General features: G+C 61.4%; 21 protein-coding genes. 5 read left to right on the top strand and 16 right to left on the bottom strand.

Going from position 1 to position 22,852, the window contains the following annotated elements; translation table 11 throughout:
- Nucleotides 1-24 precede the first annotated feature (24 nt).
- Nucleotides 25-2,163, bottom strand: coding sequence for a catalase HPII (gene katE / locus BV82_RS01080; protein WP_036995306.1), 2,139 nt, complete (start codon nucleotides 2,161-2,163; stop codon nucleotides 25-27).
- A 231-nt stretch (nucleotides 2,164-2,394) separates the two neighbouring features.
- Between katE and BV82_RS01075 the strand changes: the two genes are divergently transcribed.
- The 3 genes from BV82_RS01075 to BV82_RS01065 all read left to right on the top strand — a co-directional run bounded on the left by BV82_RS01075 (nucleotide 2,395) and on the right by BV82_RS01065 (nucleotide 4,906).
- Nucleotides 2,395-3,402, top strand: a complete 1,008-nt coding sequence (locus BV82_RS01075; RefSeq protein ID WP_036995305.1) for a methionine ABC transporter ATP-binding protein — start codon at nucleotides 2,395-2,397, stop codon at nucleotides 3,400-3,402.
- Nucleotides 3,402-4,073 carry a methionine ABC transporter permease gene (locus BV82_RS01070; protein ID WP_010222633.1) on the top strand — a complete coding sequence of 224 codons (672 nt, stop codon included), beginning with the start codon at nucleotides 3,402-3,404 and terminating at the stop codon, nucleotides 4,071-4,073. Before BV82_RS01075 ends, BV82_RS01070 begins: the two co-directional genes overlap by 1 nt.
- Before the next feature lie 62 nt (nucleotides 4,074-4,135).
- Nucleotides 4,136-4,906 (top strand): MetQ/NlpA family ABC transporter substrate-binding protein, encoded by a 771-nt coding sequence (locus BV82_RS01065; protein ID WP_010222634.1) that lies wholly within the window; start codon nucleotides 4,136-4,138, stop codon nucleotides 4,904-4,906.
- A gap of 93 nt (nucleotides 4,907-4,999) precedes the next feature.
- Here the strand turns inward: BV82_RS01065 and BV82_RS01060 are convergent, their stop codons facing one another.
- From BV82_RS01060 to BV82_RS01040, 5 genes are read right to left on the bottom strand one after another with little or no spacing between them, the layout of a single operon-like run.
- A complete protein-coding gene (locus BV82_RS01060; RefSeq protein ID WP_010222636.1) occupies nucleotides 5,000-5,632 on the bottom strand; it encodes an SCO family protein in 633 nt (210 codons plus the stop codon).
- Nucleotides 5,629-6,528: a heme o synthase gene (gene cyoE, locus BV82_RS01055; protein WP_010222637.1), complete on the bottom strand. Its 900-nt coding sequence runs from the start codon at nucleotides 6,526-6,528 to the stop codon at nucleotides 5,629-5,631. Before cyoE ends, BV82_RS01060 begins: the two co-directional genes overlap by 4 nt.
- A complete protein-coding gene (locus tag BV82_RS01050) occupies nucleotides 6,513-7,595 on the bottom strand; it encodes a COX15/CtaA family protein (RefSeq protein WP_010222638.1) in 1,083 nt (360 codons plus the stop codon). The genes cyoE and BV82_RS01050 overlap by 16 nt, the downstream gene beginning before the upstream one ends.
- A 9-nt stretch (nucleotides 7,596-7,604) precedes the next feature.
- On the bottom strand, nucleotides 7,605-8,198 hold the full coding sequence (locus BV82_RS01045; RefSeq protein WP_036995304.1) for a hypothetical protein: 594 nt from the start codon (nucleotides 8,196-8,198) through the stop codon (nucleotides 7,605-7,607).
- Entirely contained in the window at nucleotides 8,164-8,904 is a 741-nt protein-coding gene (locus tag BV82_RS01040; RefSeq protein WP_010222641.1) for an SURF1 family protein, read from the bottom strand. Before BV82_RS01040 ends, BV82_RS01045 begins: the two co-directional genes overlap by 35 nt.
- Before the next feature lie 63 nt (nucleotides 8,905-8,967).
- Here BV82_RS01040 and BV82_RS01035 point away from each other — a divergent pair, with 63 nt between their 5' ends.
- Nucleotides 8,968-9,171 (top strand): twin transmembrane helix small protein, encoded by a 204-nt coding sequence (locus BV82_RS01035; protein WP_010222642.1) that lies wholly within the window; start codon nucleotides 8,968-8,970, stop codon nucleotides 9,169-9,171.
- A 6-nt stretch (nucleotides 9,172-9,177) separates the two neighbouring features.
- Here BV82_RS01035 and BV82_RS01030 read toward each other — a convergent pair whose 3' ends face one another.
- From BV82_RS01030 to coxB, 4 genes are read right to left on the bottom strand one after another with little or no spacing between them, the layout of a single operon-like run.
- Complete coding sequence (locus tag BV82_RS01030) at nucleotides 9,178-10,065, bottom strand: cytochrome c oxidase subunit 3 (protein ID WP_010222644.1); 888 nt, start codon at nucleotides 10,063-10,065, stop codon at nucleotides 9,178-9,180.
- 13 nt (nucleotides 10,066-10,078) lie between these two features.
- Complete coding sequence (locus BV82_RS01025) at nucleotides 10,079-10,648, bottom strand: cytochrome c oxidase assembly protein (RefSeq protein ID WP_010222645.1); 570 nt, start codon at nucleotides 10,646-10,648, stop codon at nucleotides 10,079-10,081.
- 25 nt (nucleotides 10,649-10,673) lie between these two features.
- The gene (gene ctaD / locus BV82_RS01020) at nucleotides 10,674-12,263 is read right to left on the bottom strand and encodes a cytochrome c oxidase subunit I (RefSeq protein ID WP_010222647.1); all 1,590 of its coding nucleotides are present in this window, start codon (nucleotides 12,261-12,263) and stop codon (nucleotides 10,674-10,676) included.
- 52 nt (nucleotides 12,264-12,315) lie between these two features.
- Nucleotides 12,316-13,443: a cytochrome c oxidase subunit II gene (gene coxB / locus BV82_RS01015; RefSeq protein ID WP_010222649.1), complete on the bottom strand. Its 1,128-nt coding sequence runs from the start codon at nucleotides 13,441-13,443 to the stop codon at nucleotides 12,316-12,318.
- Nucleotides 13,444-13,811: 368 nt separating this feature from the next.
- Here coxB and BV82_RS01010 point away from each other — a divergent pair, with 368 nt between their 5' ends.
- Nucleotides 13,812-14,459 carry a hypothetical protein gene (locus tag BV82_RS01010; RefSeq protein WP_010222650.1) on the top strand — a complete coding sequence of 216 codons (648 nt, stop codon included), beginning with the start codon at nucleotides 13,812-13,814 and terminating at the stop codon, nucleotides 14,457-14,459.
- A gap of 111 nt (nucleotides 14,460-14,570) precedes the next feature.
- Here the strand turns inward: BV82_RS01010 and BV82_RS01005 are convergent, their stop codons facing one another.
- The 6 genes from BV82_RS01005 to prlC all read right to left on the bottom strand — a co-directional run bounded on the left by BV82_RS01005 (nucleotide 14,571) and on the right by prlC (nucleotide 22,835).
- Nucleotides 14,571-16,136, bottom strand: coding sequence for a SulP family inorganic anion transporter (locus BV82_RS01005; RefSeq protein ID WP_162471127.1), 1,566 nt, complete (start codon nucleotides 16,134-16,136; stop codon nucleotides 14,571-14,573).
- A 155-nt stretch (nucleotides 16,137-16,291) separates the two neighbouring features.
- Complete coding sequence (locus BV82_RS01000; RefSeq protein WP_010222653.1) at nucleotides 16,292-17,011, bottom strand: carbonic anhydrase; 720 nt, start codon at nucleotides 17,009-17,011, stop codon at nucleotides 16,292-16,294.
- A 246-nt stretch (nucleotides 17,012-17,257) separates the two neighbouring features.
- Nucleotides 17,258-18,316 (bottom strand): PA0069 family radical SAM protein, encoded by a 1,059-nt coding sequence (locus BV82_RS00995; RefSeq protein WP_010222654.1) that lies wholly within the window; start codon nucleotides 18,314-18,316, stop codon nucleotides 17,258-17,260.
- A gap of 69 nt (nucleotides 18,317-18,385) precedes the next feature.
- Nucleotides 18,386-20,413, bottom strand: a complete 2,028-nt coding sequence (locus BV82_RS00990) for a M3 family metallopeptidase (protein WP_036995303.1) — start codon at nucleotides 20,411-20,413, stop codon at nucleotides 18,386-18,388.
- 95 nt (nucleotides 20,414-20,508) lie between these two features.
- A complete protein-coding gene (locus tag BV82_RS00985) occupies nucleotides 20,509-20,787 on the bottom strand; it encodes a YheV family putative zinc ribbon protein (protein WP_010222656.1) in 279 nt (92 codons plus the stop codon).
- A complete protein-coding gene (gene prlC / locus BV82_RS00980) occupies nucleotides 20,784-22,835 on the bottom strand; it encodes an oligopeptidase A (RefSeq protein WP_036995301.1) in 2,052 nt (683 codons plus the stop codon). Before prlC ends, BV82_RS00985 begins: the two co-directional genes overlap by 4 nt.
- Nucleotides 22,836-22,852: the final 17 nt, after the last annotated feature.

The raw sequence follows: 22,852 nt of genomic DNA, 5'->3' as shown, positions 1-22,852 counted from the left end.
CCTGATGGGCACCCTGTTTGTGCATCACGCCGGAATGGCTTTCGCTGCGGCCTCACGCTCCCACACCCGATGCTTGCTGATTGCCGTGATGAAGGCCTTGTAGGCTTTGTCATCATTGCCCAGCAGCAAACCGCTGTCGGCCTTGAGCCCCAGCTTGTCGAGCACGGCTTGCGCTTCGCTGGCCAAGCCAATCGGCTTGAGGTGCTTGTAGGCTTCAAGCAGAAAGTGCAGCGCCACACCGTCACCGGCCAGGGCCTGAAGCGAAGCCTTGCCGCCCGGCACCCAGGCCGCATCGAAGATCACCGACGGCATGCCTTCCATTGAGGCATCCACCGCCAGCGCCTTGCCCTGGGCGGTTTTTACCGGCGCCGAGCTCGGGCCAAGGATCTTGATCTGCGCGCTCTCGGCTTCCAGCGCCTTGACCAGGCTATCGACACTGACACCATCCACGCCATCAGCCACCAGCACCGCCACCTTGCGGCCCTTGATGCCTTCGCCGAGCAAATTCATCTGGCTCAGTGCCGGGGATTGTTTAAGGCTTGGCTGAGGCACATCCACCGTGCCTTTCTTCGGTGCCGGCAGGCCAAGGTTGGCGGCCACCCGCGCCGCCAGCGTGAGGTCGATATTGGCGAGGATCTCGTTGACTTCACGGGCGCGGATGAACTCCCGTTCAACTTTGCCCAGCTCGAAGCTGTAGGCACTGATGATGTGCTCCTGCTCGGTCGGGCTCATGCTCTGGAAGAACAACCGCGCCTGGGAGAAGTGGTCGGCAAATGATGGGCTGCGCTGGCGCACCTTGTGCGCTTCGATGCGCTCCGGATACGACTCGAAACCACCCTCGCTGGCTGCTGGCGCAGTCTCCTTGGGCCAGCCGCCGTCGATCGAGTTGGGCTCGTAGGAGGCGCGGCCCTTGTCCAGCGTGGTGCGGTGCTGCGCATCGCGCTGGCCGTTGTGGTTAGGGGCCAGCGGACGGTTGATCGGAATCTCGTGAAAGTTCGGCCCGCCTAGCCGGCTGATTTGGGTATCGGTATAGGAAAACAACCGGCCCTGCAGCAGCGGGTCGTTGGAGAAGTCGATGCCGGGGACGATATGCCCAGGGCAGAAGGCAACCTGTTCGGTTTCGGCAAAGAAATTGTCCGGGTTGCGGTTGAGCACCATCTTGCCCAGCGGCGTCACCGGCACCAGCTCTTCGGGGATGATCTTGGTCGGGTCGAGCAGGTCGAAGTCGAACTTGTGCTCGTCCTCTTCAGCGACGATCTGCACGCCGAACTCCCATTCCGGGTAATTGCCAGTTTCAATCGCTTCCCATAGATCACGGCGGTGGTAATCGGTGTCTTTGCCCGCCAGCTTCTGCGCTTCGTCCCAAAGCAGCGAACACACGCCGGCTTTGGGTTTCCAGTGGAATTTGACGAAGCTCGATTTGCCTTGGGCATTGATCAGGCGAAACGTATGCACGCCGAAGCCCTGCATGGTCCGCAGGCTTTTTGGAATGGCACGATCGGACATTGCCCAGATCACCATGTGCGCCGACTCCGGCACCAGTGAGACGAAGTCCCAGAAGGTGTCGTGGGCCGAGCCGCCGGTGGGCATTTCGTTGTGTGGCTCAGGTTTTACTGCATGGACGAAGTCGGGAAACTTGATCGCATCCTGGATGAAAAACACTGGCATGTTATTGCCGACCAGGTCGAAGTTGCCTTCTTCGGTAAAGAACTTCACGGCAAAACCGCGCACATCGCGCACGGTATCACCCGAGCCACGCGGGCCCTGAACGGTGGAAAAGCGCACGAACACCGGGGTGATTTTCTCCGGGTCCTGGAGAAAACCGGCCTTGGTCAACGCGGCATGTGATTCATAGGCCTGGAAATAGCCATGGGCCCCGGTACCGCGGGCATGGACGATGCGCTCGGGGATACGCTCATGGTCAAAATGCGTGATCTTTTCACGCATGATGAAGTCTTCCAGCAGCGACGGGCCTCGGTCACCGGCTTTCAGGGTGTTCTGGTTGTCGGCAACCTTGACCCCCTGGTTGGTGCGCAGCGCCTGGCCAGTGGCGTCACTGCGAAAGGTTTCCAGGCTTTGCAGCTTGGCGTTGGTATTGGCGCGGTCCGGGGTCTGGGTACCGGCGAGTTGGCTTTCCTTGGGCGGGTTCTTCTTGCTGGACATCAGTGTGCTCTCCTCACTCAATCAGTCCTACGGTTCGACCCCACGGCGGGCCCTATTCAGTAGTGACTGATGGCCCCTGCAGGCGTTCCTTCGGATTGACCACTGATCGCGTTATTCCAGTAGCATTGGTCAATTGCGAAATAAATGCTAAGAACCTCTATACGAACAGGCTAAAATGCGCGCCCGGCTAACCGCTGACCCCATTCCCATGCGCCCCACAAGGTTCGCTACGTGATCGAGTTTCAAAATGTTCATAAAACCTACCGCGTAGCCGGTAGGGATATCCCCGCACTGCACCCGACCAACCTGAGCGTCGAAGACGGCCAGGTGTTCGGGCTGATCGGCCATTCCGGCGCCGGTAAAAGTACCCTGCTGCGCCTGATCAACCGCCTGGAAGCGCCGAGCGGCGGCAAGATCATTGTCGACGGCGAAGACGTCACCGCGTTCAACGCCAATGATCTTCGGGGTTTCCGCCAGCAAGTCGGGATGATCTTCCAGCACTTCAACCTGCTGGCCTCCAAGACCGTCGCCGACAACGTGGCCCTGCCACTGACCCTCGCGGGCGAGCTGTCGCGCAAGGAAATCGACGCCCGCGTCAACGAACTGCTGGCCCGCGTCGGCCTGTCCGATCACGCGAAAAAATACCCGGCACAGCTCTCCGGCGGCCAGAAGCAGCGCGTCGGCATCGCCCGCGCCCTGGCCACCAAACCGAAGATCCTGCTGTGCGACGAAGCCACTAGCGCCCTCGATCCGCAGACCACCGCCTCGGTGTTGCAGCTGCTGGCCGAGATCAACCGCGAGCTGAAGCTGACCATCGTGCTGATCACCCATGAAATGGACGTAATCCGCCGGGTCTGTGACCGCGTAGCGGTGATGGACGCCGGTCAGATCGTCGAGCAAGGCCCGGTGGCCGATGTGTTCCTGCACCCGCAGCACCCGACCACCAAGCGCTTCGTCCAGGAAGACGAGCAGATCGACGAAAACGAACAGCGCGACGACTTCGCCCACGTGCCAGGCCGCATTGTGCGTCTGACCTTCCAGGGCGATTCGACCTACGCACCGCTCCTGGGCACCGTCGCCCGGGAAACCGGTGTGGACTACAGTATCCTGGCTGGACGCATCGACCGCATCAAGGACACCCCGTATGGGCAACTGACCCTGGCCGTCACTGGCGGCGACATGGAAGCGGCGTTCGCCCGCTTCACTGCGGCTGATGTTCATATGGAGGTACTGCGTTGATGGACGCCTTGAGTTTCTTTGCCAACGTCGACTGGGCCGAAATCTGGCTGGCTACTATCGACACCATGATCATGCTGTTCGGCTCGCTGTTCTTCACCGTGCTGCTCGGCCTGCCGCTGGGCGTGCTGTTGTTCCTTTGCGGCCCGCGCCAGCTGTTCGAACAGAAGGGCGTGTACGCGCTGCTGTCGCTGGTGGTGAACATTCTGCGCTCGCTGCCGTTCATCATCCTGCTGATCGTGATGATCCCGTTTACCGTGCTGATCACCGGCACCTCGCTGGGCGTCGCCGGGGCCATCCCGCCACTGGTGGTCGGTGCCACGCCATTCTTCGCTCGCCTGGTGGAAACCGCGCTGCGTGAAGTCGACCGCGGCATCATCGAAGCCACCCAATCGATGGGCGCCACTACCCGCCAGATCATCATCAACGCTTTGCTGCCCGAGGCCCGTCCGGGCATCTTCGCAGCCATTACCGTCACCGCCATTACCCTCGTGTCGTACACCGCGATGGCCGGTGTGGTGGGCGCTGGCGGCCTCGGTGACCTGGCGATCCGCTTCGGTTATCAACGCTTCCAGACCGACGTGATGGTAGTCACCGTGGTCCTGCTGCTGGTACTGGTTCAAGTCCTGCAGAGCGTGGGCGACAAACTGGTTGTGCATTTTTCCCGTAAGTAACCCCATGGGTCGGCGCTGCCGACGCACCGGGGGCCGGATCGGCCCTCACAAGGAGTGATTTGATGAAAAAACTGCTTGCTGTTGTCGCCGCCGTTGCGGCCTTCTCCGCCCAGGCCGAGACCCTGACCGTCGCCGCCACCCCGGTACCGCACGCCGAGATCCTCGAGTTCGTCAAACCGGCCCTGGCCAAAGAAGGCGTGGACCTGAAGGTGAAGGTGTTCACCGACTATATCCAGCCGAACGTGCAAGTGGCCGAGAAGCGCTTGGATGCCAATTTCTTCCAGCACCAGCCGTACCTGGATGAGTTCAACAAGGCCAAGGGCACCCAACTGGTGAGCGTTGCCGGTGTGCACCTGGAGCCGCTGGGCGCCTACTCGAGCAAGTACAAGAAGCTTGACGAGCTGCCATCGACGGCCACCGTGGTCATCCCCAACGACGCCACCAACGGCGGGCGCGCCTTGCTGCTGCTGGACAAGGCCGGTGTGATCAAGCTCAAGGACAACAAGAACATCCTCTCGACCGTCAAAGACATCGCCGAGAACAGCAAGAACCTGAAATTCCGTGAACTGGAAGCCGCGACCATCCCGCGCGTGCTGACCCAGGTCGACCTGGCGCTGATCAACACCAACTACGCGCTGGAAGCCAAGCTCAACCCCGAGTCAGATGCTCTGGTCATCGAAGGCAGCGATTCGCCTTACGTGAACATCCTGGTGACCCGCGCAGACAACAAGGACGCGGACGCTGTGAAGAAGCTGGTTGCAGCGCTGCACACCCCGCAAGTGAAGAAGTTCATCGAAGAGAAGTACAAGGGCGCGGTCAAGCCGGCGTTCTGATAAGCCGCATCGCCCTCATCGCTGGCAAGCCAGCTCCCACAGGTTCAGGTGCAAAGCCGGACCTTGTGGGAGCTGGCTTGCCAGCGATGCTTTTCAGTCGCGTTTAACCAATCCCGGCAATTGAGCAACCAGCTTCTGGTTGTTGAACGGCGCCCGGATAAACCCGCGCTGCTTGCCATCCGGCCCCAGCAGCGCCAGGTTGCCGCTGTGATCGACCGTGTAGTTCGGCTTGCTGGTATCGGCCGGAATAAACGGAATGCTCACCGCATTGGCCAGCTTCTGGATGTTCTCCAGCGAGCCGGTGACCCCGCGAAAATCCTTGTCGAAATAGCCCAGGTACTGCTTCAGCTGTGCCGGGGTATCGCGGTTCGGGTCGACACTGACCAACACCACCTGCAACCGCTCAACCGCCTCTTTGGGCAGCTCGCTTTTCACCTGGCGCAGCTGGGCGAGGGTGGTCGGGCAAATGTCCGGGCAGAAGGTGTAGCCGAAAAACAGCAGCGACCACTTGCCCTTGAGCTGGTCCATCACCACTGGCTGCCCCTGCTCGTCGGTCATCTCCACGGCAGGCACGGTGCGGCTCTGTGGCAGCAGAATGATGCCGGCATCGATCAGCTCGGTCGGGTTGCCTTCGCTGCGGCCGTTGAGCACCTTGTTGACGGTAAGCCCGAGGATCACGGCGACCAGGGCAACGAGAATAAAGACGGTTTTCTGGGTTCGAGTCATAGGTTCAACAGTAGGTAGTGGTCAACAAGCAGCGCGATGAACAGCAGCAACAGGTACCAGATAGAGTACTTGAAGGTCTTGATCGCCGCGTGCGGCCGACTGCCACGGTACAACACCCAGGCCCACTGCAGGAAGCGCCCGCCCAGGGCCAGGGCGCAGGCCAGGTATAACGGGCCGCTCATGTGGATGGCGTAGGGCAGCAGGCTGACCGCCAGCAACACCAGGGTGTACAGCAGGATATGCACCTTGGTGTAGTGCTCGCCGTGGGTCACCGGCAGCATGGGAATATCAGCCTTGGCGTACTCCTCCTTGCGGTGAATGGCCAGGGCCCAGAAGTGCGGCGGCGTCCAGGCGAAGATGATCAGCACCAGCAGCAATGGCTCGGCGCTGATATGCCCGCTGATCGCCACCCAGCCCAGCAGTGGCGGCGCAGCACCCGCCAGGCCGCCGATAACGATGTTCTGCGGCGTGGCGCGCTTGAGAAAGCCGGTGTAGATCACCGCGTAGCCGAGCAGCGAGGCCAGGGTCAGCCAGGCGGTCAGGGCGTTGGTGAATACCAGCAGCAGGGCCATGCCCAGTGTCGCTAACAACAGGGCAAAGGTCAGGGCTGCCGCCGGCGTCACCCGGCCTTCGGCAATCGGGCGCTTGTGCGTACGCGCCATCAGCGCGTCGATGCGCCGGTCCACCACATGGTTGACCACCGCAGCGCCACCGGCGCAACACGCGATGCCAAGGTTGCCGAACAGCAGGATGGTCCACGGCACTCCGGCGCGGGTGGCGAGAAACATGCCGACCAGCGAAGTGATCAGCATCAGCACCACCACCTTGGGCTTGGTCAGCTCAAGGTAATCGCGCCAGCCTGCTTGCAGCCTGCGCTCGCTCAGAAGCGTCGCCATGAATTATCTCCCAGATAATGAACGACTCCGCCGCTAGCCAGCGGGGTCAGGCGCCAGCCCTGGCTGACCCGACGGACTTTGGCCTGGGCAACCAGGCGAATGCGGTAATTGACCAGCACCATGCTCAGCAACAACAAGGCGCCACCGGCGTTGTGGGCCACGGCCACGGCCAGCGGCAGGTGGAACAGCACGTTGCTGATCCCCAAGCTCACCTGCACTGCCAGCGCCAGCAGCACCAACCCGGCCAGCCTGCGCAAACCATGGCGATGCAGCTTCCAGCTCAGGGTCAGCATGACCGCGGTCACCAGCAAGGCACCCAGGCGGTGGCTCATATGAATCGCCGTGCGTGCATCGCTGTCGAGCTGGCCGCCGAGGTAATTGGGACCGATGTGCTGGGTCAGGTGAAAGCCGTTGGCAAAGTCCGCCTGCGGCCACCACTGGCCATGGCAGGTCGGCAGGTCGATACAGGCGACTGCCGCGTAGTTGGCGCTGACCCAGCCACCCAGGGCGATCTGGCCGATCACCACCAGCAACCCCAGCGCCGCCACCCGGCGTACGCTCAACGGCAGCTTGGGCAAGGGCGCAAGGACCCGAGACAGGCGCAGGCTGAGCAGGAACAACAGGCTCAAGGTGGCAAAGCCGCCCAATAGATGTGCCGTGACCACCTGCGGCCAAAGCTTGAGGGTCACCGTCCACATGCCGAAGGCCGCCTGGGCGAGTACCACGCCGAGCAACAGCAGAGGCAGGCGATAAGGCTGGCCATCGCGGCCATGACGGCGCCAGGCCTGCAAGGCCAGCAGGCTGATCACCAGGGCCAGGGTGCCGGCAAAGTAGCGATGGACCATCTCGTTGCGGCCCTTGTGCGCCTCTACCGGAGTGTCGGGAAAGTGCCGCTCGGCATGGGCCAGCTGTGCTTCGGTCTTGGGCACGCTGATGAAGCCATAGCAGCCCGGCCAGTCCGGGCAGCCCAGGCCGGCGTGGGTCAGGCGGGTATAGGCACCGAGCAGGACGACAACCAGTGCCAGCAAGGTGGCGAAGACGGCGAGGCGAAATCCAGGTCTGGCCATGGCGATGTCCTACCCGATGTTGGACAGCTTGAGCAGGTGGCGCAGGTCGTTGAGCAAGTCCTTGCCCTTGACCCTGGCGTCATAGCGCAGCACCAGGTTGCCGTGTGGGTCGATGATCCACAGCTGGGCATCCTGTTTGCCCTGGCTGACTGTTCCGTAGCGCGACACGTCCAGGGGGTAGCGTTGCAATTGCGGGTATTCGCGATCCAGCTTGGCCTGGTAGTCACTGGCCAATGGCTGGGCGGCGGCCAGGGCATGACTGGCGCGGCTGGCATCACGGCCCAGGCCGATCTGGATCTGCCGGGCCAGGTACACCAGTTGCTGGCAGTCCAGCCCACAGTCCTTGGGCGTACTCACCAGCAATTGCCAGCGCCCTTCCTCAGCGCTCACCCCAAGGTCAGCGCGGGTCGGGCCGTTGCCGATCATTTCACCGTGGTAACTACGGCTGTCGGGTACCCAGAATTTGAGTTTGTACATGCTGGTGGCAAGGATCATCGGGCCGAGAACCACCAGCAGGATCAGCAGCAGTTGCAGACGCCCGCGCGCACGACTGCGCGGCGCCTTGCCTTCAGACATGTTGAGTGGACTTGTGACGGCTCCCATGCTGTTTCTCCTTGTTGTTATGCCAGCCGAAGTAGAGGTAGAGCAGCACCAGCGCCAACGCCAGGGCAAACCACTGCACGGCGTAACCCAGGTGTTTTTCCGGGCCCAGGGCGACCACCGGCCAATCCCGCCGATAACTGGCCGGGCCGGCTTCCAGGCGCAACTCATGGGCAAAACCTTCGCGGCCCAGTTGCGGCCACAGCGTGCTGGCGTCGCTGGCGGTGATCAGCCGCGGCCAGTTGCCCCCCTGCGGGTCGGCATGCAATTGAAAGGTCGCGCCCGCAGCAACGTACACCGAAGCGTTCAGGCTCAAGGGGTGCTCAGGCGTGCTGAACTGCACCGCAATACGCCGGTCCGGCCAGGGCAGCCAGCCACGATTGATCAACAGCCACAGGCCGCTGGCCTGGTCGAGAAAGGGTTGCAGCAGCTCGACGCCGACCTGACCGTCGCGCATGCGGTTATCCAGCAGCAGGCTGTGTTGACTATCGAATTGGCCATATAGATGCACACGGCGAAAGGCCGGATCTGCACTCTGCAGCAACTGCGCACTGCCGACCGCATCGCTGGCACTGCGCTCGGCGTAGACCTGTAGCAGCTGGCGTTTCTGCTCGGCCCGCCCGAGCTGCCAGCAGCCGAGCGCAATCAACCCCGGCAGCAGCAAAAACACCACTAGGGTCGGCACGATGCCGGGGCGAAAGCGCTTCACCGGGCCCTCGAAAGGTCAATCGCTATACTTGTACTCATCACTGCATCCCCCCGGAGTTTCGCCATGCTCAAAGCCGCGATTGTCCTGATGCTGTTGGCGACCATCGCCAGCCTGTTCAGTGGCCTGTTCTTTCTGGTCAAGGACGACGGACAGTCGACTCGCCTGCTTAAGGCCCTCACTGTTCGGGTCACCCTGGCCGCCTTGACCCTGGCCCTGGTGACCTGGGGGTTCTACAGCGGCCAGTTGGTGTCCCACGCGCCGTTCTGAACCCGGCTACAGCACGTAAACGAAGATAAACAGCCCCACCCAGACCACGTCGACAAAGTGCCAGTACCAGCTGGCGGCCTCGAAGCCGAAGTGTTTGTCGGCGTTGAAGTGCCCACGCATGATCCGCACCAGCATCACGAACAGAATCAGGGTGCCCATGGTCACGTGGGCACCGTGGAACCCCGTGAGCATGAAGAAGGTTGCGCCGTAGATACCCGAACCCAGGGTCAGCCCCAGCTCGGTATAGGCCTCGTGGTACTCGTAGGCCTGCAGTACCAGGAAGCCCAGGCCAAGGAGAATGGTCAATGCCAGCCAGGCCTTTAGCGGCCCGCGGTGATTCTTGCGCAAGGCATGGTGGGCGATGGTTACCGTGACACTGGAGCTGACCAGCAAAATGGTGTTGATCAACGGCAAGTGCCAGGGGTCGATGATCTCCTTGGGCGGCGGAAACAGCTTCGGGTCCGGGGTCTGGAGCAGCGGCCAGGCGAACTCGAAGTTCGGCCAGAGCATGTGCGCCACGCCCTTGGCGCCATCACCACCGAGCCACGGCCCGGCCAGGTTGCGCACATAGAACAGCGCGCCGAAAAAGGCGATGAAGAACATCACCTCGGAGAAAATGAACCACGACATGCCCCAGCGAAACGTGCGGTCCAGTTGTGGGCTGTAGAGCCCGGCACGGCTTTCCCTGACCACCGTGCCAAACCAGCCGAACAGCATGTAGGCCAGGCACAGCGTGCCAAAGAAGAAAATCCACGGCCCGTGGGACTCCGGCCGCCCGGCCTTGAGGTCGTTGAACCAGGTGCCCAGGCCGAACACCGTGATGAACATGCCGACCGTGGCAATGATCGGCCACTTGCTTTGCGCCGGAACGTAATAGTGCTCATGGGAAGCCATCGTGGTGTTCTCCTTATCGGGCGCCCTGTGCAACCGGGTCCGCCAGGTGTGCAACCGGCGGGTGGCGAGCGGTGATATCGAACAGCGTGTAAGCCAGCGTCAGGTGTTTCACATCCTTGGGCAGGTCGCGGTCGACGATGAAGCGCACCGGCATTTCAATGCGCTCACCCGGCTGCAGCACCTGCTGGGTAAAGCAGAAGCATTCGGTCTTGTGGAAGTACGCCGCCGCCTCGGCCGGGGTGATGCTGGGAATGGCCTGGGCGCTCATGGGTTTGTCGGTCGGGTTGCGGGCGATGAACACCATCTGGTTGACCGCTCCCGGATTGACGTCGATCTGGTCGGCGGTGGAGTAGAACTCCCAGACCATGTCGCTGGCGTTGGTCGACATGAACTGCACCTTCACCGTGCGGTTCATGTCACTGACCTGGGTGCCTTGATACTGCCCGCCGGTCTTGCCATTGATGCCGAAGGCTTTGCACATCACATCGTAGATCGGCACCAGGGCAAAACCGAAGGCGAACATCACCACGGTCAGCAGCATCAGCCGCCACACCAGGCGCTTGAGCGAGGTCCCTTCACTCATGGTTGCATCCTCGGGCCTGAGCCGTTCATTTCACTTCCGGTGGGGTCTGGAAGGTGTGATAGGGCGCCGGAGACGGCACCGACCACTCCAGCCCTTCGGCACCCTCCCAGGGTTTGGCCGGCGCCGGTACACCGCCGCGAATGCACTTGATGACGATGAACAGGAAGAAAATCTGCGTGGCGCCGAAGGTAAAGGCGCCGATCGACGAGACCATGTTGAAGTCGGCGAACTGCAGGTTGTAGTCCGGAATCCTCCGTGGCATGCCGGCCAGGCCAACGAAATGCATGGGGAAGAAGGCCATGTTCATGCCCACGAACGACAACCAGAAGTGCAGCTTGCCCAGGGTTTCGTCATACATGTGCCCGGTCCATTTCGGCAGCCAGTAATAGGCCGAGGCAAAGATGCCGAAGATTGCCCCGGGCACCAGTACATAGTGGAAATGGGCCACCACAAAGTAGGTGTCGTGGTACTGGAAATCCGCCGGGGCGATGGCCAGCATCAGCCCGGAAAAACCGCCGATGGTAAAGAGGATGACGAAGGCGATGGCGAACAGCATCGGTGTCTCGAAGGTCAACGAGCCTTCCCACATGGTGCTGACCCAGTTGAACACCTTCACCCCGGTGGGCACCGCGATCAGCATGGTGGCGTACATGAAGAACAGTTCGCCAACCACCGGAATGCCGACCACGAACATGTGGTGGGCCCAGACGATAAACGACAGGAAGGCGATCGCCCCGGTGGCGTAGACCATCGAGGTGTAACCGAACAGCGGCTTGCGCGAGAACGCCGGGATGATCGAACTGACCGCGCCGAAGGCCGGCAGGATCATGATGTACACCTCGGGGTGGCCGAAGAACCAGAACACATGCTGGAACAACACCGGGTCACCACCGCCGGCGGCGCTGAAGAAGCTGGTGCCGAAGTGGATGTCCATCAGCATCATGGTCACCACGCCCGCCAGCACCGGCATCACCGCAATCAGCAGGAAGGCGGTGATCAGCCAGGTCCAGACGAACAGCGGCATTTTCATCAGGGTCATGCCCGGGGCACGCAGGTTGAGGATGGTGGCGATGACGTTGATCGCGCCCATGATCGAGCTGATGCCCATCAGGTGGATGGCGAAGATGAAGAAGGTCACGCTTTCCGGCGCGTAGGTAGTCGATAGCGGCGCATAGAAGGTCCAGCCGAAGTTCGGTCCGCCGCCGGGCATGAACAGGGTCGAGACCAGCAGCAGGAAAGCCGCCGGCAGCAGCCAGAAGCTGAAGTTGTTCATCCGCGGCAGGGCCATGTCCGGCGCGCCGATCATCAGCGGGATCATCCAGTTGGCCAGGCCGACGAAGGCTGGCATCACCGCACCGAAGACCATCACCAGGCCGTGCATGGTGGTCATCTGGTTGAAGAACTCCGGCTGGACGATCTGCAGCCCGGGCTGGAACAGCTCGGCGCGGATGACCATGGCGAACGAGCCGCCAAGCAGGAACATCGTGAAACTGAACCACAGGTACAGGGTGCCGATGTCTTTGTGGTTAGTGGTCAGCACCCAGCGCATCAGGCCCTTGGCCGGTCCGTGGGCGTGCTCATGACCTTGGCTGTGGTCGTCGATCACTGCGCTCATGTCCTGTCTCCTGCAGTCCGGTGGCTGGGGCGCGGATACGCATCAACCCGGCTCATTTGCTTTCTGCCTGTTTGATCGCCAGCACGTCTTTTGGCGTGACCATGTCGCCCTTGTTGTTGCCCCAGGCGTTGCGTTCGTAGGTCACCACGGCGGCGATATCGACTTCCGAAAGCTGCTTGCCGAAGGCGGCCATGGCCGTGCCCGGCTTGCCGTGGAAGACGATGCTCAGGTGAGCTTCCTTCGGCCCGGTGGCGATCTTCGAGCCCTTGAGCGCCGGGAACATCGGCGGCAGGCCCTGGCCTTCGGCCTGGTGACAGGCCACGCAGGTGGTGTGATAGACCTTGTCGCCGCGCTCGATCAGCTCTTGCAGGGTCCATTCCTTGCTGGTCAGCTCTTTGAGCTTGGCCGCGTCGGCCTTGCGCTCGCCAAGCCAGGTGTCGTAGTCAGCCTTGGACTTGACCTCAACCACCACCGGCATGAACCCATGGTCCTTGCCGCACAGCTCGGTGCATTGGCCGCGGTAGATGCCGGGCTTCTCGACCCGGGTCCAGGCTTCGTTGACGAAGCCGGGGATGGCATCGCGCTTGACCGCAAAGGCCGGCACCCACCAGGAATGGATAACGTCGGCGGCGGTTACCAGAAAGCGCACCTTGGCGCCCACCGGCAGCACCAGTGGCTGGTCGACTTCGAGCAGGTAGTGCTCGTCCTTGGGTGACTTGTTGTGGATCTGATCGGCGGGGGTGGCCAGGTTGCTGAAGAACTCGACGTCCTGCCCCAGGTATTTGTAATGCCACTTCCACTGATAGCCGGTGACCTGGATGTCGACGTCCGACTCGCTGGCATCGTAGATATCGATCAGGGTCTTGGTCGCCGGAATGGCCATGGCCACCAGGATCAGGAACGGCACCACCGTCCACATGATCTCGACCCAAGTGTGCTCGTGAAAGTGCGCGGGCTGCTGGCCAGTAGAACGACGGTGGATGATCATCGACCAGAACATTGCGCCAAAGACCACCAGGCCGATGATCACGCAGATCCAGAAGATGGTCATGTGCAGGTCGAACACTGCGTTGCTGACTTCAGTCGCCCCTGGCGCCATGTTCACGGTCCAGGCGGCGTGCGCCTGACCGAATACCGACCACAACAGGAGGCCCATCCAGACATGTGGATGTCGCATCATTGCGGGTTCCCCTTATCGTTCTTGTTATCCCGGAGGCGTGGACCTACGGCTAAGGGTACGGTGGCCAAGACTGCGAACTTCGACGACCGAGCCCCTGCGAACTGCAGTCGGGCCTCATCAGCGAATCACTTTCAAACCGGAGTATAGACAGCGACCCCGGCCTGGCAATGCGCGCGGGGAAATCATCAACAGAAGTTGAACGTTTGCGCGCAAAGCCACGGATTGCCTGGCCTGGAGCACAATGATGGCACTTCGATATAATCGCCGAATATTAATTTATTAATGGTTATGCCAAATGCGTCTTAGCCATTTTCAGAACCGAGCTACCTTATGTCTTCCGTTTGTCACGCCTTTACCCTGGAGTTGTCATGAACATCGCCGCTTTGCGCGAGCAGATCACCCGTGCCCGTCAACATGAGACCGAAACCGGCCAACTGAAACAGCAACTCGAAAAACAGCTGCCACACCTGCACCCTTCGATCCATCTGCCAGAGGCCGATGCCCAAGGCGCTCTGGCCCGTTTCGTCGGCGCCTATATCGACCAGGTTCCAGAACTGCTGGAAGCGGCCAATGACGTTGCCCGCGAAGCCGGCATCGAGTCGCAGATCAAACCGGTGCTGAAAATCGCCGAGCAGTACTTCCTGCAACCGCCCGCCATCACCACTACCCACCTGGGCCTGGGCTGCCTGCTGGACGAGGCCTACCTGGCCCACCGCCTGGTGGAAGAAGTTAACGATTTGTACATCAAGCACTTCAATCAACCGCTGATCCCGCTGGACACTACCGTGGCCAACCTGATCGCCCACCAGTTGATCGGCGAGGCATTCGCCAACCAGCTGGATGAAGTGGTGCACCACTCGGTGGATGAGATGCTCAATGACCAGAGCTTCGCCCTGGAGTCGGTCGAGCAGTATCGCGACAAGCTCAGCAGCCCGGATACCGGTGCCGCCTGGAAGCGCTGGCCATGCCTGTCGCGGCAGTTGGGTGTGGGCCTGGAGCTGGATCAATCCGCTTGAGGCTGATGCGCCAGCAACGCCGGCAAGGCCGGCTCCCACCGGTTCAGTGCAGAGCCTGAGCGAGGTGTGGGAGCTGGCATTGCCAGCGATGGCAACACCGCTGAATCCAGATCAGGCCCCCAACCCCGCCGTCGTCCGTACTCGCCCCTCGACCCGGCGCTTGAGCCGCCGCTGTTCGATCAGCAGGCGCGAACCCTTGCCGGCATTGGCACGCCCCCAGTCTTCGAGCAGTTCCAGGCAGGAGTGGTCGATGTAGCTGAGGTTGGCCAGCGGCACATGCAGGGTGGTCGCGGGTGGAATGCCTTCAAGCACCTGGGCCAGCGCGGGCACCTTGAGAAAGGTCGCCGCGCCGCTCAAACGCAGTTCCAGATGGCCCGGTTGGTCCAGGCTGACCACGCTGATCTTCAGGCGTGCGGCCTTGAGCGCCAGCTTCAGTAGCGTCAGGGCAAAACCGAGCAACACACCGGTGAGCAGGTCGGTGAAGATGATCGCCAACGCCGTCGCCGCATACGTGAACATCGGCATGCGTCCATAACGGCCCAGCCCGCGAAAGGCCTTGAAGTCCACCAGCTTGACCCCGGTATACACCAGCACACCTGCCAGGCTCGCTACCGGAATCTGCTGCAGCACGCTGCTCAACACCACCACGAAGGCCAGTAACCAGACGCCATGCAGGATTGCCGACAAGCGAGTCTGCGCACCGGCCTGGACGTTGGCCGAACTGCGCACGATCACCCCGGTCATCGGTAGCGCACCGAGTACACCGCAAAGCATGTTGCCCAACCCCTGAGCCGACAATTCACGGTCAAAATCCGAACGCTGGCCGTTATGCATGCGATCGACCGCAGCGGCAGAGAGCAGGGTTTCGGCGCTGGCGATAAAGGCCAGGGCGAAGGCGGCGACCAACAGGTTCGGGTCGGCGAGATTGAGCAGGTCAGCCGGGCGCAGCCAGTCGATGGCTTCGCTGAGATTCGCCGGCACTTCGACCCGGTTCACTGGCAGCGTCAGCCAGATGCTGATCGCAGTCATCAAGGCCACGCCAAGCAAGGCCCCCGGAACGAAACGCAGCGACTGCGGGCGCAAGCGTTCCCAACCCCACATGATGGCGATGGTGCCCAGCCCAAGCGCACCGGCCTGCCAGCCATTGCCCGGGCGCTCCAGTGGCAGTGCCTGGCCCAGGGTTGCCGGAAAGCCTAACAGGTTGGCCAGGCCCGAGGGCTGCGGGGCGCTGTCGAACATCACGTGCACCTGGGACAAAACAATCAGCACACCGATCCCCGCGAGCATGCCGTACACCACCGCTGGCGCCGTTACCCGGAACCAGCAGCCCAGGCGCAAACGCCCGGCGAGCAGTTGCAACAGGCCGGCCAACAGCAGGATCGGGCCAAGCATCGCCACACCATGCTGGCGCACCAACTCGAACACCAGCACCGCCAGGCCGGCCGCCGGGCCGCTGACCTGCAACGGCGAGCCGGCCAGCCAGCCAACCACGATACCGCCGACAATCCCAGTGATCAGGCCTTTGGCCGGCGGCATGCCCGAGGCAATGGCGATACCCATGCACAAGGGCAAGGCAACCAGAAACACCACCACCGAGGCCAGCAATTCACGCGGCAATGCCGCTTTTACTTGTGTCGTGTTCACCGTGTCACTCCTTCTCTCACGTTTGATGGCCATTCCAATGGCCGCTGGTACACCCCCTGACACGCGCGCAGGCGCGCACCGCCAGCACAGTGCCGGCAAGGCCGTCAGGGAAATTCAAGGCAGCCGATGACCAAGGCCGCACCCGTCAGGTGCAGCCGTCAATCAGCGTTTTGGGGTGTCAGGGACGCTTAGTAGCGTCCTCTCGGGGTTGCGCAGGGGATCGGCTGGCCTTCGGCAAGCGGCAGGAAGCTGTCGCTTGCCGCATCGTAGGCTTCGACCTGGCTGGTTTCGATGTCGTAGATCCAGCCGTGGATAAACAACTGGCCAGCCGCCAGGCGCGAGGCCACCGACGGATGGGTGCGCAGGTGGTGCAGCTGGGCGATGACGTTTTCCTTGGTCAGCACCTGCATGGTTTCATGCTCGCTGCCACAGGAGCAGTTGTCTTCGACCACCGTGCGGGCAACTTCGGCATGGCGCAGCCAGGCCTTGACCGTCGGCATCTTCTCCAGGCTCTGCGGGTTGAGCACCGCGCGCATGGCACCGCAATCGGAGTGTCCGCAGACAATGATGTGGTGCACGCCCAGGGCCAGCACGGCGTATTCGATGGCGGTGGACACACCGCCGTTCATCTGCCCGTAAGGTGGCACGACGTTACCGACGTTGCGGGTGACGAACAGGTCGCCAGGGGAGCTCTGGGTGATCAGCTCGGGCACGATGCGCGAGTCGGCACAGGTGATGAACATCGCACGGGGCGTTTGTGCGGTGGCGAGTTTCTTGAACAGCTCCTGCTGCTCGGGAAAAACGTCATGATGGAACCGCAGAAAGCCGTCGACGATATGCTTCAGGGCAGCATCGGCGCTCTCGGCTGGGGCTTCCGGGACGGCCTTGGATGGGTCCTTGACGGGCATGATTCATCCTCTTTGACGGTTTTAGGTTAAGTCCATTTTACCGGGTTGATGATTCAAACGGCGTATGACAGTTGGATGAAATACGCGCGCCAACAATCACATCCGTTGTTGGCTGAATTCCTACGCTACTCGGCGAAACTTAACTCAAACTGAATTGCGAGGCTCTAGTACGGGCGTTCCAGAGATTCAAAGAGTTGTCCGGATAATATCAAAAAAACATTAATGGCCAATACCCATTATTGAAAATCAGAGCAGTGACATCTGCCCGCCAGGAGGGCAAAACGCACTGCAATCAAGCGCGTAGCCTTCGCGCCGGTTCAGCCCCAGGCGGCGGATCGCCTTGCTGAAGCGTTGCGCCAGCAACTCGGCAAATACCCCTTCACCGCGCATGCGCGCACCAAAGCGGCTGTCGTACAACTCACCGCCGCGGCTCTGGCGGATCAGGCTGAGCACATGATTGGCCCGTTGCGGATAATGGTCCTGCAGCCACTGCTCGAACAGCGGCGCCACCTCCAGCGGCAGACGCAGCATCATGTAGGCAGCGCTCAGTGCCCCATTGGCTTTGGCGGCCTCGAGCAGGTGCTCCAGTTCACTGTCATTGATCATCGGGATCATTGGCGAACACAACACGCCCACCGGAACACCGGCCTCAGTCAGCACCCGGATCGCCCGCAGCCGTGCCTTGGGCGCTGCCGCCCGCGGCTCGAGGGTGCGCTTGAGTTCGTCGTCCAGGGTGGTCAGGCTGATCATCACCTGCACCAGACGCTGCCGGGCCAGTTCGGCGAGCAGGTCCAGGTCACGCAAAATCAGTGAGCCCTTGGTGACGATGGTGACCGGGTGGCGATAACGCAGCAGCACCTCCAGCAGGCGCCGGGTCAGCTGTTGCTCGCGTTCGATGGGTTGATAGGGGTCAGTGTTGGACCCCAGGTTGATCGGCGCGCAGATATAGCCAGGCTTGCTCAATTGCTGTTCGAGCACAGCAGCGGCGTTGGTCTTGGCGATCAGCTTGGTTTCGAAGTCCAGCCCGGGCGACAGGTCCCAGTAGGCGTGACTGGGCCGGGCATAGCAGTAGATGCAACCATGCTCGCAGCCGCGATAGGGATTGATCGAACGGTCGAAGGGCAGGTCGGGCGAGTTGTTGCGGGTGATGATGCTCTTGGCGGTTTCGCTGCGCACTTCGGTGCCCTGGGTCAGGGGCACTTCCTGGTACCAGCCGTCGTCCTCGGCCACCGAACGGTTGGGGGCGAAGCGGTTGTGGGGGTTGCTGGCGGTGCCACGACCGCGCAGGGGAGCTGGAGCAACCATGGTGCACCTATACTGTTTTTTTATACAGTACACCACTCAAAAACGTTGATCCAGCACCGTTGGGCAGGCTCAGCCGGCGATCAGGCCGTACCAGCGCAAGAATGGCAGCGCGCTGGAAGGGCGCTTGAGGAAGGCCTCGACGCCGGTCTGAATGGGACGCGCAACGCCAGGCGCAAACACCTCATCCTGCAGCTCGCGACCGGTTTGCCGATTGAGCAGACCTTCCTGTTCAAATCGACTGAACAGATCGAAGGCATAGACGTTCGCCCAGAGATAGCCGAAGTAGCCCGCGTCATAGCCGTCAACCAGGTAATCGAAGGCATGCAATGGGCGCTCAAAGTCAGCCAGCGGCCAGGCCCCCGCCTCAATGAAGCTGTCTTCAACCTTTTTCTGGACACTACGACCATCTTCCGGATTGCCATGCAAGTCTAGATCGAACAATGACTTGGCCAGTTCGACCGCCAGCTTCGGACGCTCCTGCGCCTGCAGTTGATCCAGGAAAGTCTGCATCGCTTGGACCGTCAGCGGTTCGCCAGTCTGGTAGTGAGCGGATATACCCGCCAGATACTGCGCCGACCAGCACCAGCGCTCCAGCAATTGGCTGGCAATCTCGACACCACCAGGGCCCAGATTCAGTATATTACCCAGGTGATAGTTCGAAGTGCGGACCATGAGGTGGTGTAGGCAATGACCGAACTCGTGAAACAGCTTGCGCAGGTCCAGATGAGTCAGCAGCGGCGGCACATCACCCTGGCCGGCGGCAACATTGGTAAACAATGCTGCGGCACTCTTGTGATACTTGCCTTCGGCGTCGATGTGCCGATTCCAGACGTAATAAGTCCAGGCCCCTTCAGGCGACTTGCCGTCCCTGCCGATTGCGTCGATGTACAGATATCCCAGTAAAGCGTGATCTTGCACTACTTCAAACACACGAACATCGGGATCCCAGGTAGAAACTGCCTGTGCCTCAGTCAGCACCAAACCAAAGAGCTTGTGGGCCAGGTCTACCAATGCCTTTAAAACCGTATCCAGAGAGAAGCAGGCCCGCACATCGTCCTCTGACAATCGCAACGGTGTGTGGTCTTTCTGCTTGCGCATGAAGGCAACATCCCAAGGCTGAATGGGAGCCAGCCCTTGTTGCTGCGCCGCACTTTGCAGACGCTGCCTTTCCCGCTCCAGCCCCGGTCGAGCCTGGCGGACCAGGTCTTTAAGGAAAGCCAAAACCTGTTCCGCAGATGCGCCCCCTTTGAGCTGCAGGTTGTACTGGGGAAAGGTGTCAAAGCCGAGTAAACGTGCCTTTTTCTGCTTGGCTTGCGCCAACGCCTGAAACACACCGGCATTATCGAGGGCAGGGTCAGGATTGGCGCCACGGGTCAGATATGCCCGATAGACTTTCTCACGCAGATCCCGGTCCTGCGCATGTTCGATAATTGCCAGGTAGAGTGGCTCTTCGAGGGTAACTAGCCACCCGTTCAGGTTCCTGCTTTTTGCCGACGCCGCCATTGCGGCCTTGTCCAGTTCGGAAACTCCCTGCAGTCGCTGCTCATCCATGAGGTGCAAGCTCCAGTCATTGCTGGAGCGGGAAATGTTTTCGGAAAACGTCTTCTGCAACGCGCTGATCTGCCGTTCGAGCATCTGCAAGATTTCACGGCCCTCGAGGTTCAAGTGTACCCCTGATAGGCGAAACGATGTGATCGTTCGTTGCAACGCCGCTTTGCTTTGCCAATCAAGGTTCAGACCATGAGGGCTGCCGGCGAGACGCTCGTACAAACTCAGCAGTTCTACGTTTTGCAGCTTTTCCACGAAGTAGGCTTGTGCCAGATCCCAGCATTGATAGGCAACTTTCTGCCACTCACCTGGGCGATTGATCAGGGGCGCGATGTTGTACAAGGTGTTGTTCAGGCGGGCGTCCAGTGCATCAACCGCCAGCACCAGATCATCCCAGGTGGGAAGTGCACGTTGGTGCGCAATGATGATACTCAGCGCAGCACGGTTATCGGCGATCACCTGCTCGATTGCAGGTTGCAGATGTTCGATACGCACTGCAGCGTAATCGATCGGTTCGTCATGACGCAGTAAGGGGTTAACGGTACTCATAACAAGTTCCAGAGAGCGGGGTTGGGCCCGCTACTCTGGATTGCAGCTAACGCTCGCTGGTGCCAACTAAATAGCACCCAAGGCACCACGCGCCCTTACTCAGCCGGTTTCTTCAGCTTCGGATTAGGGAAGAACTGCACCGTCTGCACCGTGGTCGCGGCAGGTTTCACCTCGACCCTGTTGACCCGGGTGCCCAACTCCTTGGGCACCGACAGCCCCTGTTCGTTAAGGGTGTCGGAAAACCCGCAGGCCACGCACTCACGGTGCGGAACGCTGTCTTCGCTCCACATCATCAGTTTGTCCGGCTCGCTGCACGCCGGGCAGACCGCCCCGGCGATAAAGCGTTTTTTCGTTATCACAGGCCCATCACTCATGCCGCCACTTCCTCACTCAAGCCGCTATGGCGCAAGAGTGCATCGATTGATGGCTCGCGGCCACGGAAGTCGACGAACAGCAGCATCGGCTCCTGGGAACCACCACGGGCCAGGATCGCTTCGCGGAACGCGCGACCGGTGTCGGCATTGAGCACGCCTTCTTCTTCAAAGCGCGAGAAGGCGTCGGCCGACAGTACTTCAGCCCACTTGTAGCTGTAGTAACCGGCTGCATAACCACCGGCGAAGATATGCGCAAAGCTGTTGGGGAAGCGGTTGTACGCCGGTGGGCGCATGACCGAGACCTCGTCGCGGATGCCTTCGAGCACTTGCAGTACACCGCGGCCGTCGCCGTGGCTGGCGTGCAGTTCGAAGTCGAACAGCGAGAATTCCAGCTGGCGGACCATCATCAGCCCGGACTGGAAGTTCTTCGCCGCCAGCATCTTCTCGAGCAAATCCTGGGGCAGGGCTGCGCCAGTTTCGTAGTGAGCGGAAATCAGCGCCAGGCCTTCAGGCTCCCAGCACCAGTTTTCCATGAACTGGCTCGGCAGCTCGACCGCATCCCAGGCCACACCGTTGATACCGGAAACACCGGCATGCTCGATACGGGTCAGCAGGTGATGCAGGCCATGGCCGAACTCGTGGAACAGGGTGGTGACTTCGTCATGGGTCAGCAACGCCGGCTTGCCAGGGGCGGCCGGGGTGAAGTTGCACACAAGGTTGGCCACCGGGCTCTGCAATTGGCCGTCAGCAGTCAGGCGACGGTCGCGGGCGCCGTCCATCCAGGCACCGCCGCGCTTGTTGGCACGGGCATAGAGGTCGAAGAAGAAGCGCCCGACGTGCTGGCCGTGCTCCTTGATTTCGAACAGGCGTACGTCCGGATGCCAGCTATCGAAGCCCTTGAGCTCGGCAATCTCGATGCCGTACAGGCGCTGGACGATGGTGAACAGGCCGGTCAGCACCTTGTCGATCGGGAAGTAGGCGCGCAGGGTTTCCTGGGAAACGCTGTAGCGCTGTTCACGGAGTTTTTCCCCGTAGAAACCGCTGTCCCAGCTTTGCAGGTCCGGGCACCCCTGCTCGGCGGCATAGGCCTTGAGCTGGGCCAGGTCCTGTGTGGCAAACGGCTTGCTGCGCTTGGCCAGGTCACGCAGGAAGCTCAGCACCTGATCGCTGGACTCGGCCATCTTGGTCGCCAGGCTCAGCTCGGCGAAGTTCTGGTAGCCCAATAGCTGAGCCAGTTCCTGACGCAGGTCGAGGATCTCGCCCATCACCGGACCGTTGTCGAACTGGCCGGCGTTAGGGCCCTGATCAGAGGCGCGGGTGCAGTAGGCGGCGTAGATTTCTTCGCGCAGGGCGCGGTCTTCAGCGTAGGTCATCACCGCGTAGTAGCTGGGGAATTCCAGGCTGATCAGCCAGCCATCGAGGCCCTTGGCCTGGGCGGCGGCAGCCATCTGTGCCTTGGCCGAGTCCGTCAGGCCGGCCAGCGCCGCTTCGTCGGTGACGTGCTTGGTCCAGGCCTGGGTGGCGTCCAGCAGCTGGTTGGAGAAGCGGCTGCCCAGTTCGCTGAGCTTGCTCTGAACTTCGGCATAACGTTGTTGCTTATCGGCCGGCAGGTCGATACCCGACAGGCGGAAGTCACGCAGGGCGTGTTCGAGAATTGTCTTTTGCGCCACATCGAAGCCGGCGGCTTCGGGGCTGGCGATCAACGCTTCATAGGCCTGGAACAGCTCGCGGTTCTGGCCCATTTCGGTGGCGTAGGCGCTCAACGCCGGCAGGCAGGCCTCGTAGGCTTCACGCAGTTCGGCGCTGTTGCACACGGCATTGAGGTGGCTGACCGGGCTCCAGGCGGCGCCCAGGCGGTCGTTGAGTTCGTCCATGGCCAGGATCAGGCCGGCCCAGCTTGGGTGCTTGCCCTGAGCCTGGAGGATGTCGGCAATGGCTTTACGGTTGTCGGCCAGGATCTGTTCAATCGCCGGCTGCACATGCTCGGCACGGATCGCCGAGAAGGGCGGCAAGTCATAAGACTGCAGAAGCGGGTTGTTCGCACTCACGGTTAAACACCTTGGCA

The organism is Pseudomonas donghuensis, from assembly GCF_000696345.2.
Taxonomy (GTDB): Bacteria; Pseudomonadota; Gammaproteobacteria; order Pseudomonadales; family Pseudomonadaceae; genus Aquipseudomonas; species Aquipseudomonas donghuensis.
This window is presented reverse-complemented; position numbering and strand designations above follow the sequence as displayed.

Excerpts from the sequence above, each read along its gene's own strand:
- BV82_RS01000 (WP_010222653.1), bottom strand. The coding sequence starts at position 17,011 with ATGCCCGTCAAGGACCCATCCAAGGCCGTCCCGGAAGCCCCAGCCGAG.
- BV82_RS01005 (WP_162471127.1), bottom strand. The coding sequence starts at position 16,136 with ATGGCCATCAAACGTGAGAGAAGGAGTGACACGGTGAACACGACACAA.
- ctaD (WP_010222647.1), bottom strand. The coding sequence starts at position 12,263 with ATGAGCGCAGTGATCGACGACCACAGCCAAGGTCATGAGCACGCCCAC.
- BV82_RS01035 (WP_010222642.1), top strand. The coding sequence starts at position 8,968 with ATGCTCAAAGCCGCGATTGTCCTGATGCTGTTGGCGACCATCGCCAGC.
- BV82_RS00990 (WP_036995303.1), bottom strand. The coding sequence starts at position 20,413 with ATGAGTACCGTTAACCCCTTACTGCGTCATGACGAACCGATCGATTAC.
- BV82_RS01045 (WP_036995304.1), bottom strand. The coding sequence starts at position 8,198 with ATGGGAGCCGTCACAAGTCCACTCAACATGTCTGAAGGCAAGGCGCCG.
- cyoE (WP_010222637.1), bottom strand. The coding sequence starts at position 6,528 with ATGGCGACGCTTCTGAGCGAGCGCAGGCTGCAAGCAGGCTGGCGCGAT.
- BV82_RS01065 (WP_010222634.1), top strand. The coding sequence starts at position 4,136 with ATGAAAAAACTGCTTGCTGTTGTCGCCGCCGTTGCGGCCTTCTCCGCC.
- BV82_RS00985 (WP_010222656.1), bottom strand. The coding sequence starts at position 20,787 with ATGAGTGATGGGCCTGTGATAACGAAAAAACGCTTTATCGCCGGGGCG.
- BV82_RS01025 (WP_010222645.1), bottom strand. The coding sequence starts at position 10,648 with ATGAGTGAAGGGACCTCGCTCAAGCGCCTGGTGTGGCGGCTGATGCTG.
- BV82_RS01010 (WP_010222650.1), top strand. The coding sequence starts at position 13,812 with ATGAACATCGCCGCTTTGCGCGAGCAGATCACCCGTGCCCGTCAACAT.
- BV82_RS01060 (WP_010222636.1), bottom strand. The coding sequence starts at position 5,632 with ATGACTCGAACCCAGAAAACCGTCTTTATTCTCGTTGCCCTGGTCGCC.
- BV82_RS01030 (WP_010222644.1), bottom strand. The coding sequence starts at position 10,065 with ATGGCTTCCCATGAGCACTATTACGTTCCGGCGCAAAGCAAGTGGCCG.
- BV82_RS01070 (WP_010222633.1), top strand. The coding sequence starts at position 3,402 with ATGGACGCCTTGAGTTTCTTTGCCAACGTCGACTGGGCCGAAATCTGG.
- BV82_RS00995 (WP_010222654.1), bottom strand. The coding sequence starts at position 18,316 with ATGGTTGCTCCAGCTCCCCTGCGCGGTCGTGGCACCGCCAGCAACCCC.
- katE (WP_036995306.1), bottom strand. The coding sequence starts at position 2,163 with ATGTCCAGCAAGAAGAACCCGCCCAAGGAAAGCCAACTCGCCGGTACC.
- coxB (WP_010222649.1), bottom strand. The coding sequence starts at position 13,443 with ATGATGCGACATCCACATGTCTGGATGGGCCTCCTGTTGTGGTCGGTA.
- BV82_RS01050 (WP_010222638.1), bottom strand. The coding sequence starts at position 7,595 with ATGGCCAGACCTGGATTTCGCCTCGCCGTCTTCGCCACCTTGCTGGCA.